Source organism: Stenotrophomonas sp. Steno-C15 (assembly GCF_056393265.1).
Window position 1 is genome coordinate 107,687 of sequence record NZ_JBWJPF010000008.1, and the last position, 11,860, is coordinate 119,546.

Sequence of the window (11,860 nt, forward strand, 5' to 3'; positions counted from 1 at the left end):
AAGCGTCGGGGGCGCACAGGAAAGCGCGCAGTTTAGCAAGGCCCGGCAGGCCTGTCTGAACGGGGGGCGTTCATCTCAGAGCATACGGAGACGCCCCGATGGTCTAGCATGGCCCCCTTTCCCGCGATTGCCCCCGATCCCATGCCGTTCCTGGAACTGACCCTGCGTTGCACCGAAGCCACCCAGCCCCGCTATGAGAATGCGCTGGAGGACGTCGGGGCGTTGGCCGTGACCCTGCTCGATGCCGAGGCCGACACCAGCAACGAGCAGGCAATCCTGGAACCGGGCGTGGGCGAGACGCCGCTGTGGGACAGCCTGGTGCTGACGGCGCTGTTCCCGGCTGACAGCAACGCGCTGTTGCTGCTGGCGGCGCTGGAAGCGTTCGACCCGGAACTGGACTGGAGCGGTGGCAGCTTCCGCGCCGTCGAGGACGAGGACTGGGAGCGTGCCTGGCTGGACCAGTTCCAGCCGATGGACTTCGGCAGCCGCACCTGGATCGTGCCGTGGAACCATGAGCTGCCGGAGGCGGCGCAGGCCGCCGACGCGGCCGTCGTCCGGCTGGACCCGGGCCTGGCCTTCGGCTCCGGTACTCATCCCACCACCGCGCTGTGCCTGCGCTGGCTGGACCAGCTGGCCGTGGACGGCCAGCTGCAGGGCCAGCGCGTGCTCGATTTCGGGTGCGGCTCGGGCATCCTCGCCTTGGCTGCGCTGAAGCTGGGCGCCGCCGAGGCGATCGGCGTGGACAATGATCCGCAGGCCCTGGTCGCGACCGCCGACAATGCCGAGCGCAATGGCGAGCAGGGCCGCATGCAGGTCTATCTGCCACAGGACGAGCCGGTGGCAACCTATCCCATCGTGGTCGCCAACATCCTCGCCTCGGCCCTCGATGCGCTGGCCGAGCTGCTGGCCGCGCGCGTGGCCGGCGGTGGCCGCATCGCACTGTCGGGCATCCTGCATGGACAGGAGCACGAACTGCTGCAGCGTTACAGTGCCTGGTTCGACGACCTGCAGGCGACCCGCGATGGCGACTGGATGCGCATCACCGGCGTGCGCCGCGCCTGATCGTGTTTGAATGAGCGCTCGACCCGAACCCGCACCGTGAGCATGTCCGAGCCGACCCCCGCACGACGTCCACTGGCCACCTTCCTGCGCCCCGCGCCGGAAGGCGGAACGGCACCTGCCGTCGAGGCGCACGTCGATATGCCTGCACAGGCCGGTCCGGCGCCCGAACCCACTGCGGCGGAGATCGAACATGCGCCGGCAGCGGCGGTGATCACTGCGCAACCCGTTCCGCAGCACACCGATGATGTGCCCCCGCATGCCGCGGCGGTGGCATCACCATCGAACCATGACGCACCCGGTTTCCTCGCCCGTGCACCTTCACGCTCGCGCCCGGCGCCGCGCTGGCACTGGCTGCTGGTGGCGGGGCTGGCGGCGCTGCTGATCCTGCAGAGCGTGCTCGCCGACCGCGCGCGGCTGGCCGCCGATGCCGGCCACCGCACATGGCTGGTGGCGCTGTGCAGCGTGCTGCGCTGCAGCCTGCCCGCCTGGCACGAACCCACCGCCTTCACCATGACCAGTCGCGACATCCGCCCGCTGCCTGGTCAGGCCGGCGTACTGCAGGTGCAGGCCAGCATCCGCAATGACGCGCGATGGCCACAGGCCTGGCCCGACCTGCGGCTTTCGCTGTCCGATGCGGACGGACGGGTCATCGGCAGTGACGTTTTCAGCCCCACGCAGTACCTCGGCGAGAACCCGGGTACCGCCGTGCTGGAACCGGGTCAGAGCGCACACATCGCGTTCCGCGTGCAGGAGCCTGCGGCGTCCACTGTCGCATTCACCTTCGAGTTCCTGTGATCGGGACGAAGGCGACCAGCCATGGCAGGTCGGGCACGCTCGCGCTAGACTGACCGCCACCACCTCATCCGGCCGCGCGCTCCGCGTGCACGGGCCAACCAGATCGGGAACCCCCTTGAACGCTGTCCTTTCTCGTCCTGACAACAGTCGTGGCGCTCCCCGGCCACCGCTGCGCGAACACGTCGCCCAGTCCGTGCGCCGGTACCTGCGCGACCTTGATGGCTGCGATGCAGACGACGTCTACGAGATCGTGCTGCGCGAGATGGAGATTCCGCTGTTCGTGGAAGTGCTCAACCACTGCGAAGGCAACCAGAGCCGGGCCGCGGCGATGCTGGGCATCCACCGTGCCACGCTGCGCAAGAAGCTGAAGGAATACGGCATCAGCGCCTGAGCGCGGATGGCGACGTCGTGGAAGCGGGGTCACCCGCCGCCGCCCGCCTTCCAGTAATACCGCACCACGTGGAAGAACACCGGTGCGGCGAAGCACACCGAATCCAGCCGGTCGAGCATGCCGCCATGGCCCTCGATCATGTGGCCCCAGTCCTTGATGCCACGGTCGCGCTTGATCGCCGACATCACCAGGCCACCCCAGAACCCCATCAGGTTGATCAACAGCGACAGGCCGAACGCCTGCAGCGGCGTGAACGGCGTGATCCACCACAGCGCAGCGCCCACCACGCTGGCACTCAGCACGCCACCGATGAAGCCCTCCACTGTCTTCGATGGCGACAGCCTGGGTGCGATCAGGCGCCTGCCCAGCAGCTTGCCCCAGATGTACTGCAGCACGTCCGAGGACTGCACCACGATCACCAGGAACGCCAGCAGCAGCACGTTGCGCGCGGGCTCATGCCCGGGCACACGCAGGTTCAGCAGCAGGGGCACGTGCGAAATGCAGAACACGCAGATCATCAGCCCCCACTGCACCTTGGCCGTGCGCTCCAGGTAATGCGTGGTGTCACCGCCGATGGTGGCCAGGATCGGCAGGAACAGGAACGCATAGACCGGAATCAGCAGCGTGTACATGCCATACCAGTCGATCCACACCAGGTAGTACTGCCAGGGCAGTACGATGTAGAACGCCGCCAGCAGCGCGTAGTAGTCACCTGACCGGGTGGGTGCCAGGGTGATGAACTCGCGCAGGGCAAACAGCGAGATGATCGCGAACAGCACGATCACCCCGGCCCGGCCGAACAGCAGCGCCAGGCCGACCACGATTGCCATCACCCACCAGGCGCGGATGCGCGAGACCAGATTGGCGATGACCGCGCTGGGCCGTCCACGCTGCCGCCAGCGCAGGGTCTCGGCCACCAGCGTCGCCAGCACCAGCACCGCGCCGACCCCGGCGAACAGCAGCCCGGTCTGCTGGCCCACGCTGCGCGCGGCGAGGTCACCCGATACGGCGATCAACCCGCTCATGCGCGTCCTCCGTCCGGCGCCAGATCCAGCAGCGCCTGGCGGCTGCGCTCGAGAAACGCCGTCTTGTCCTCATCGGCCTGCAGCCGCAGCGGAGTACCGAAGGTGGCTGTGCACAGCAACGGCAACGGCAGGAACCGTCCCTTGGGCATCACCCGCTTCAGGTTGTCGATCCACACCGGGACGAATTCCAGTTCCGGACGCTGCCGCGCAAGATGGTAGATGCCACTCTTGAACGGCAGCAGCGGCTCATCGCCGACGTTGCGCGTGCCTTCCGGGAACAGGATCAGTGAGCACTCCGCATCCACCGCCTCACGCAGCGCCTGCAGCGGATCCTGCTGGCGGCGCGCCGCTTCGCGCTCGACCAGCACGCCGTTGAACACCGCATCGATCAGATAGCGCCGCAGGGCGTCGCGCTGCCAGTATTCGGCGGCCGCCACCGGACGCACCTGCCGCCGCAGTGCCGGCGGCATCGACGACCAGATCAGCACGAAATCCCCGTGGCTGGCGTGGTTGCCGTAGTAGACACGGCGCTCGCTGGAGGGCGCGCAGCCGACCCACAGCGCCCGCGCGCCGGTGAGCACATGGATGGCGCCACTGCAGGCGCGGGCGATCAGTTCAGCAAACATCGATGTCTCCCCTCAGGTCTGCGGCCACAGCACGGCCAGCAGCAGCGTGGCGAACTGCAGCAGCGCTGCCGCGTACTGACGCAGCAGCAGGCCCCGCATGCCCGCCCAGCGCACATCCCATCCGCGCGTAGGCGCCTGTGCGTCGCGGCGGCGCAGGCCGGCGACATGCAGGGCGGCGTCCACCCGTTCGGCCGCCGCCTCACCGTGCAGATTCTCCTGCAGCAGCAGCTGCAGGAGGCTGGCGTCCAGCTGTACGCGCACCGCGTAGTACGCCTGCACCATCCCCGCCGCCACGCTCAGCAGCAACAGGCCGGCCGCGAACATCGCCAGTCCCGGCTCGATGCCCAGCAGCAGCAACGCCACCAGCAGCAGTCCCAGCGACAGCGCAGCGGGCAGCCGGCCCTGGCGCAGCAGCAGGCGCATCATCGGCAGGTCGACAGCGAGGCTCATGCGGGGCTCTCCGAGGTGATGGCGGCCTGGATGGCGCGCAGGTGGTCGTCATGCAGAACGATGGAGGGCCGCGCGGCACGTATCCGTGCAACCGCCTCCGCTGCGTCCCGTGCCCGGCCGCTGCACAGCAGCCAGGTCGCTACGCTGGCCGCACTGCGCGAATAGCCCAGGGCACAGCACACCAGTACTGGCCCCTGCATGCGCAGGCGTTCGATGGCGGTAGCGGCCTCGCGCAGCTGCGCCGGCGAGGGCACCACCATGTCCAGCATCGGAACGCTGGCATACGCAGCACCTGGCGCCCGGCACGACAGCTCTGCGCAGGTATCGACCACGCCGTGCAGTGGCGACGCCAAGGCCGCCCGTGGAATCCGTCCCAACCACACGCCATCGGCCACCGCCGAGGGCTGCGGTGCCCGCCATGTCCATAGCCGCGAATTGATCCAGGCGGCGCCCAGGTAAGGCGCGAGCAGCCAGCGCGCGGCCATGGTCAGGCGCCCGTCGTCGCGCTTCTGGAACATGGCCGTGCCCAGTCCGGCGTACGCCAGCGCCACCAGCAGCAGCGAGATCGCCGGCCACAGCAGCCACAGCGCAGTGCCTCGCAGCGCCAGCGCCGGCACCAGCAGCACGGCGGCACCCAGAAGGTAGAGCAGCGCCAGCCGCCACCGCGCGGGATCCTCCGCGGACTGCCAGGCACGCAACGGCGGTGTTCCCTGGTCCGGCCACAGCCACACGCACAGCCAGCCCACCAGCAGGCCGGTGGGAATGTCGATGAAGTGATGCTGGAACGTGGTCAGCACCGAAATGCCGATCAGCAATGCCCACGCATGCAGCACCAGCCGCCAGCCGCCCTGCAGGTAGTGGGCGAACTTCACCCACAGCACGATCAGCAGCACGATGTGCAATGACGGCGCCTGGTTGAAGGGCTTGTCGAACCCCAGCAGCACCTCGAACAACCAGCCATAGGCACCGCCCGTCTCCGGCCGCTCGAAGCTGAAGCGCAGCGGCCACAGCAGAAAGCAGGCCACTGCGATCACCTGAGCACTGAGCAGCCGCAGCGCATGGCGGTCCAGCTCCAGGCGCTGCCGGCACAGGAAGAACGACACCGCGTAGAACAGGTCGATCGACCAGTACGGCACGATCGTCCAGGGCACGAACGGAATGCGCGTCTCCCAGTCGAACACGACAACCGGAACCACGTCGTGGCGGCCGGCCATCCAGTTGGCAAAGCCATAACTGGCAAAGAAGAACGGGCCCAGCACCGCCAGCCACAGCAGCGCGCGGCGCCACGGACGCGGTGCATCGGCAACGATCGGCGTTGCGGTGATGGCCATCAGGCGACCCGACGCGCCAGCGATACGGTGAAGATGCCGAACGCATCGATGCGCTGGGTCACCTTCTCAAAGCCCGACAGCCGCACCAGCTCGTCCATCTCCTGCTGGGTGCGCCGTCGCATGACCCAGGCCGCGCCCCCGCGGTGGCTGGTGAGTGCACGGGCGATGAATTCCAGCTGCGGGTGCCAGGGCTGGCCGGTATAGGCCAGGTAGCCCCCCTCCGTCACCACCGCGGCAATACCCTGCAGCGAACGCAGCACGGCGTCGTTGTCGGGGAACAGCTCGTACAGCCCTGAGACCACAGCCAGCGTCGGCGCGGGTTCCACCGTCGCCAACGACGCCGGATCGAACGCGTCGCCCTGCTCGAAGCGGGCGATGTCGGCGGCTCCCAGCCGTTCGATCAAGGCCTGGCCCTGGGTCACATTGAGCGGGCTGAAATCACGCAGCACGATGCGGTCGGCGCGCTGTTCGCCCTGGCCCAGAGCTTCCAGCACATACCGGCCATGGCCGGCGGCCACGTCCAGCACCTGCACCGGCAGATCCTGACCGCGCAGGCGCATGGCCGCATCACGCAGCAGTTCCTGCAGGTGCTGGCCACGCACGCGGATGCCGCGCCAGCCGATCGCATCGAGGTAGTTGCGGTCGATCATCCGCCCCAGCGGCCCCTTGCCGCGCGCTTCGTCGCGGTAGATGTAGTCCAGCGTGCTGCCGGAGTCGAAACCGGTCTGCAGGCCCAGCGCGATGCCTTCGGACAGGGTGCCGCCCAGGCGCAGGCCCGCACGCACCCCGCGCCAGCGCAGGTCGGCCAGGCTGTTGCGTTCCGGAGGCCAGGCCAGGATCTCCGACTCCTCGAACGTCGGCCCATGCCGATGCGCGTCGCGCCGCGACAGCGTGCGCAGCGGTTCGGCGAAACGCGCCTGGATGAAGTCGCGGATGCGCGCCAGTGCCGGTGCACGATCGCGCTCGCCCAGCGTGTCGTGGAAGAAACCCGGCAGGTACACGCGCTCCTTGATCGGACTGGACAGGCGCTCATAGAAGCGGTCCTGCGGACCACGGTGCACCACGAAGTCGGAGCCGGACACCAGCAGTTGCACCGGCACGCTGATCGCCTGCGCGTCGGCCACGATGCGGTCGGCGGCTTCATACAGGCCCAGCAGCACGCGTACCGAGATCGGCCGGGTGATCAGTGGATCGGTGCGGTAACTCTCCACCCGTGCCGGATCATGCGTCAGCCACTGCGGCTTGACGTAGCTGCTGACGAAGAAATTGCCGCGCAGCTTCTGCATCAGGGCCAGGCCTGGACGTGCGAACGGCACATACAGCTTCACCTTGAATGCCGGTGACGCCAGCACCAGCGCGCGCAGGCGGGGGGCATAGTCGTGTACCCAGGTCGCAGCGATGACCGCGCCCACGCTCTGCGCGACCACGACGATGTCCTCGACCGCGATGCCGTGCTCGCTGCCGATGTGGGCGATGAAGCTGTCCAGGTCGCGCACCAGCGCAGGGAAGCCCGGTGCGTCGCCACGCTCGCCCGGCGAGCGGCCGTTGCCGCGCGCGTCCCAGGCGAAGAAGGCGATCTCCGGCAGGTCCAGCTCGTCGACCAGGTGGGCGACCCGCCCTGAATGCTCGTGGCCACGATGCAGCAGCACGATGGCCCGGACCGTGCGCCCCGGTGGTGTGCCTGCGGCCGCAACCGGCCAGTGCCGGTAGAACAGCGGTACTTGGTCGAAGCTGTGGAATTCCCGTTCCTGCACCTGACGCATGCCTTCTCCTGGTGGGCTGTTGACTTATCGCTGCGCTGTGGCCGCTTCCTTCAGTCCCCGCCGGACGCGGTTGACCGCCGTTACCCCGCACAGCAGCGCCATCGCTGCGGCCACGCCGCCGACCGTCAAGGCACCGGCCCAACCGAACGCCAGCAGCAGGCCCAGCAGGCCGATGACGAAGGCACGGTCGCTCTTGCCCATCGGGCCGTCATAGCGGCGGCTGGCACCGACCATCAGGCCCAGCACGCCGGCGTACTCGCTCAGTGCTGCGCCCCAGGCCAGCAACCACAGCGCTTCCGGGCGAACGCCCGGCACGCTGAGCAGACTCAGGTACAGCGCCGCATCGGCCACCACATCGCACAGCTCGTTCAGATAGGCGCCCAGCCGCGACTGCTGGCCGAACTCGCGGGCCAGCATGCCGTCCACGGCATTGAGGGCCATGCGCAGCAGCATCCACAGCGGCAGGGCCAGATACAGCAGCGGTTGCTGTGGCGCACAGCACCAGACCACGACGGCGACCAGCAGCGAGACCACGGCAGCGGCCACGGTCACGACATTGGCGGTGATCCCCGCGCGATGCAGGCCGCCTACGGCCGGACGCAGCAGGTCCTGGAAACGTCCTTTCAATGCATAGATCGACACGATCCGAACCCGCAGCTCCCTGGCAGTTCCGGCACAGCCTACCCGATTGGGAGCGCACCTCCGTCGAAATGTCCGCGGCGCGGCGCCGGCCAAGGCATACCGAAGGCGGCCGCAGGGCCGTTGGGGCCGGTCAATTTTGCCGCCGCCGCCCGCCGTCGGCCCCCACCGCCTACAATATCGGCCCCGCTCCGCTGCCGATTGCCCTGTCCCATGACTGCTGATCTGTTGCCCGTCCGTCGGGCCCTCCTCTCCGTTTCCGACAAGACCGGCCTGGTCGAGCTGGCCACCGCTCTGGCCGCCCGCGGCGTCGAGCTGCTGTCCACCGGCGGCACCGCCAAGGCGATCCGTGATGCGGGCCTGGCCGTGAAGGACGTCGCCGAGGTCACCGGTTTCCCGGAAATGATGGACGGGCGGGTCAAGACCCTGCACCCGATGGTGCACGGCGGCCTGCTGGGCCGCTCGGGCCTGGATGACGCCGTGATGGCCGAACACGGCATCGGCGCCATCGACCTGCTGGTACTGAACCTGTACCCGTTCGAATCGGTCACCGCCAAGGCCGACTGCACCCTGGCCGACGCGGTGGAGAACATCGACATCGGCGGCCCGGCCATGCTGCGCTCGGCGGCCAAGAACTTCGCCCGCGTGGCCGTGGCCACCGACCCGTCGCAGTACGCCGAGCTGCTGGGCGCCCTGGACACCCATGATGGCCAGCTGCCGGCGGCCACCCGCTTCGCCTTCTCGGTCGCCGCGTTCAACCGCGTCGCCCAGTACGATGCGGCGATCAGCAACTACCTGTCGGCGGTCACCGCCACCGACGCCGCCGTGCCGGTGCGTGCCGAGTACCCGGCGCAGATGAACTCCACCTTCGTCAAGGTGATGGACCTGCGCTACGGCGAGAACCCTCACCAGAGCGGCGCGTTCTACCGCGACCTGTACCCGGTGCCGGGCACCCTGGCCACCTTCCAGCAGCTGCAGGGCAAGGAACTGAGCTACAACAACCTGGCCGATGCCGATGCCGCCTGGGAATGCGTGCGCCAGTTCGATGCGCCGGCCTGTGTCATCGTCAAGCACGCCAACCCGTGCGGTGTGGCGGTGGGTGCCGGCAACGGCGATGCCTACGAGCTGGCCTACGCCACCGACCCGACCAGTGCCTTCGGCGGCATCATCGCCTTCAACAAGCCGCTGGACGCCGCCACCGCACAGGTCATCCTGGACCGTCAGTTCGTGGAAGTGCTGATCGCACCGGACTACGAGCCGGCGGCGCTGGAATACGCGCAGAAGAAGGCCAACGTGCGCGTGCTGCGCATTCCGCATGGCGACGGCCTGAACAACTTCGACAGTAAGCGTGTCGGCTCGGGCCTGCTGCTGCAGTCCTCGGACAACCGCGGCATGACCCGTGACGAACTGAAAGTGGTCAGCAGGCTGGCACCGACCGACAAGCAGTTCACCGACCTGCTGTTCGCCTGGAAGGTGGCCAAGTTCGTGAAGTCCAACGCGATCGTCTATGCCAAGGACAACCGCACCATCGGCGTGGGTGCCGGCCAGATGAGCCGCGTGTATTCGGCGCGCATCGCCGGCATCAAGGCGGCCGACGCGAACCTGGTGGTTGAAGGCTCGGTGATGGCTTCCGATGCGTTCTTCCCGTTCCGCGACGGCATCGATGCCGCCGCCGCCGCCGGCATCAAGGCAGTCATCCAGCCGGGCGGCTCGATGCGCGACGCCGAGGTGATCGCCGCCGCCGACGAGCATGGCCTGGCCATGGTGTTCACCGGCGTGCGCCACTTCCGCCACTGATCCGCATCACCAAGCCGGGCCCTGCCCGGCTTTTCTTTTCTGCTTACGAGAACCCTGTCCCATGAAGATCCTCGTCATCGGCTCCGGCGGCCGCGAACACGCCCTGGCATGGAAGCTGGCCCAGTCCTCCCGCGTCGATGAGGTACTCGTGGCACCCGGCAACGCCGGCACCGCCACCGAAGACAAGTGCCGCAACGTGGCGGTGAAGGTCACCGACATCGATGGTCTGCTGGCCCTGGCCCAGGCCGAAGGTGTTGAACTCACCGTGGTCGGCCCGGAAGTGCCGCTGGTGGCAGGCGTCGTCGATCGGTTCCGTGCCGCCGGCCTGCGCATCTTCGGGCCAACCGCCGCCGCTGCCCAGCTGGAAGGCAGCAAAGCCTACGCCAAGGACTTCCTGGCCCGGCACAACATCCCGACCGCGTTCTACGCCGTGCACACCGACGTGGAGGCGGCACTGGCCTACATCCGCGAGAAGGGTGCGCCGATCGTGGTGAAGGCCGATGGCCTGGCCGCCGGCAAGGGGGTGATCGTTGCAATGACCCTGGCCGAGGCCGAGGATGCGGTGCGCGACATGCTCTCCGGCAACGCATTCGGTGACGCCGGCGCACGCGTGGTGATCGAGGAATTCCTCGACGGCGAGGAAGCCAGCTTCATTTCGATGGTCGATGGCGTGCATGCGCTGCCGATGGCCACCTCGCAGGATCACAAGCGAGTCGGCGACGGTGATACCGGGCCGAACACCGGCGGCATGGGCGCATACTCACCGGCCCCGGTGGTCACGCCGGAGGTGCACGCGCGGGTGATGCGCGAGGTGGTGAACCCGACCGTGCAGGGCATGATCGCCGACGGCATTCCGTTCACCGGCTTCCTTTACGCAGGCCTGATGATCGATGCCAGCGGCGCACCGAAGGTGATCGAGTTCAACGTGCGCTTCGGTGACCCGGAAACCCAGCCGGTGATGCTGCGCCTGCAGTCGGATCTGGTCGAGCTGGTGGAAGCCGCCATTGATGGCCGCCTGGACCAGGTGCAGGCACAGTGGGATGCGCGCCCATCGCTGGGTGTGGTGCTGGCCGCGAAACCCTACCCGGAATCGCCAGTCACCGGCGATGTGATTTCCGGCCTGGATGAGGTGCCGGCCAGCGCCAAGGTCTTCCATGCGGGTACTGCACTGGACGCGCAGGGCAGGGTGGTCAGTGCCGGCGGCCGCGTGCTGTGCGTGGCGGCGCTGGGTGACAGCGTGCGTGATGCGCAGGCCAATGCCTACGCCGGTGTGGCCAAGGTCAGCTGGGCCAACGAATTCCACCGCAACGACATCGGCTGGCGCGCGATCGCGCGTGAGGGGTAAGGCCTGATAGATCCACCACGCAGCCTCCTGCATGGAACCAGATCACGGATTCTGGGAGTCTTCACCGTCCTCGGCATGGAAGCCGGGACGGTGCGCTTCGGGAAGAGGCGACGCACGTCAAGCGAAGGAAATTACGCTGAGTGAATCCGCTATTTCGCCGAGTCAAGATAACGTTTCCAGTTCTCGAAGAGCCGCGCAACGTTCTGCTCATGTGAGTGAGCAGACGGATCATACCCATCAGAAGCTGGCATGTACCTGACAAAGCTCTCCAGAGACTCCGGGTAATCAAAATCAGCGTAGATCCTCTCAACCTCTCCGAGCGGATCAGCAATCTCATCGCGCTTGGCGTAGGCGTCCGCGAGAAATGCAACAAGCCATCTTCTGAGAATCTCATCCTCGTTTGAGTTCTTATCGAATGCCGCCAACTGCGCAGCTACGCTATTACGCTCATCGGGAAGAACCCCTTCAAGCCTTTCAATCAAGGCGTTCAGATTGAACTTCTCTTCCAGTTCCTTCTGCTCCGACGCGCACTGCTTCACAACCTCAAAGTCAATCAGATGGCGCCCCAGTGCCCATGCCACCTCGGTCTGATTCCAGGGTCCGTAGGGTTGAATAGAGTCATACGTTCTCATGGAC

At 67.5% G+C, this 11,860-nt stretch carries 12 protein-coding genes; 5 read left to right on the forward strand and 7 right to left on the reverse strand.

Annotated elements, in window-relative coordinates; translation table 11 throughout:
* The first annotated feature begins 141 nt into the window (after positions 1–141).
* The 3 genes from prmA (at position 142) to fis (ending at position 2,248) form a co-directional block, all read left to right on the forward strand.
* The gene (gene prmA, locus AC06FB_RS08840; RefSeq protein WP_053515676.1) at positions 142–1,062 is read left to right on the forward strand and encodes a 50S ribosomal protein L11 methyltransferase; all 921 of its coding nucleotides are present in this window, start codon (positions 142–144) and stop codon (positions 1,060–1,062) included.
* Positions 1,063–1,104: 42 nt separating this feature from the next.
* Positions 1,105–1,857 (forward strand): DUF3426 domain-containing protein, encoded by a 753-nt coding sequence (locus tag AC06FB_RS08845; RefSeq protein WP_053515674.1) that lies wholly within the window; start codon positions 1,105–1,107, stop codon positions 1,855–1,857.
* A gap of 115 nt (positions 1,858–1,972) precedes the next feature.
* The gene (fis, locus tag AC06FB_RS08850) at positions 1,973–2,248 is read left to right on the forward strand and encodes a DNA-binding transcriptional regulator Fis (protein ID WP_005419706.1); all 276 of its coding nucleotides are present in this window, start codon (positions 1,973–1,975) and stop codon (positions 2,246–2,248) included.
* 29 nt (positions 2,249–2,277) lie between these two features.
* On the opposite strand, the gene AC06FB_RS08855 is transcribed toward fis, so the two are convergent.
* Genes AC06FB_RS08855 through AC06FB_RS08880 form a run of 6 tightly spaced genes read right to left on the reverse strand, consistent with a single transcriptional unit; the run spans position 2,278 to position 8,085 of the window.
* The gene (locus tag AC06FB_RS08855; protein ID WP_053515673.1) at positions 2,278–3,273 is read right to left on the reverse strand and encodes a phosphatidate cytidylyltransferase; all 996 of its coding nucleotides are present in this window, start codon (positions 3,271–3,273) and stop codon (positions 2,278–2,280) included.
* Positions 3,270–3,899, reverse strand: coding sequence for a lysophospholipid acyltransferase family protein (locus AC06FB_RS08860; protein WP_478053595.1), 630 nt, complete (start codon positions 3,897–3,899; stop codon positions 3,270–3,272). The genes AC06FB_RS08855 and AC06FB_RS08860 overlap by 4 nt, the downstream gene beginning before the upstream one ends.
* A gap of 12 nt (positions 3,900–3,911) precedes the next feature.
* The gene (locus tag AC06FB_RS08865; protein ID WP_065181556.1) at positions 3,912–4,349 is read right to left on the reverse strand and encodes a hypothetical protein; all 438 of its coding nucleotides are present in this window, start codon (positions 4,347–4,349) and stop codon (positions 3,912–3,914) included.
* On the reverse strand, positions 4,346–5,680 hold the full coding sequence (locus AC06FB_RS08870) for a phosphatase PAP2/dual specificity phosphatase family protein (protein WP_478053596.1): 1,335 nt from the start codon (positions 5,678–5,680) through the stop codon (positions 4,346–4,348). Before AC06FB_RS08870 ends, AC06FB_RS08865 begins: the two co-directional genes overlap by 4 nt.
* Entirely contained in the window at positions 5,680–7,443 is a 1,764-nt protein-coding gene (locus AC06FB_RS08875) for a bifunctional alpha/beta hydrolase/class I SAM-dependent methyltransferase (RefSeq protein ID WP_478053597.1), read from the reverse strand. Before AC06FB_RS08875 ends, AC06FB_RS08870 begins: the two co-directional genes overlap by 1 nt.
* Positions 7,444–7,467: 24 nt before the next feature.
* Positions 7,468–8,085, reverse strand: a complete 618-nt coding sequence (locus tag AC06FB_RS08880) for a CDP-alcohol phosphatidyltransferase family protein (RefSeq protein ID WP_065181553.1) — start codon at positions 8,083–8,085, stop codon at positions 7,468–7,470.
* A gap of 210 nt (positions 8,086–8,295) precedes the next feature.
* Between AC06FB_RS08880 and purH the strand changes: the two genes are divergently transcribed.
* Together purH and purD are read left to right on the forward strand one after the other, a co-directional pair.
* Positions 8,296–9,879, forward strand: coding sequence for a bifunctional phosphoribosylaminoimidazolecarboxamide formyltransferase/IMP cyclohydrolase (gene purH / locus AC06FB_RS08885; RefSeq protein WP_065174411.1), 1,584 nt, complete (start codon positions 8,296–8,298; stop codon positions 9,877–9,879).
* A gap of 61 nt (positions 9,880–9,940) precedes the next feature.
* A complete protein-coding gene (purD, locus tag AC06FB_RS08890) occupies positions 9,941–11,224 on the forward strand; it encodes a phosphoribosylamine--glycine ligase (RefSeq protein WP_193395994.1) in 1,284 nt (427 codons plus the stop codon).
* 149 nt (positions 11,225–11,373) lie between these two features.
* On the opposite strand, the gene AC06FB_RS08895 is transcribed toward purD, so the two are convergent.
* On the reverse strand, positions 11,374–11,856 hold the full coding sequence (locus AC06FB_RS08895) for a DUF2247 family protein (RefSeq protein WP_193395995.1): 483 nt from the start codon (positions 11,854–11,856) through the stop codon (positions 11,374–11,376).
* Positions 11,857–11,860 lie beyond the last annotated feature (4 nt).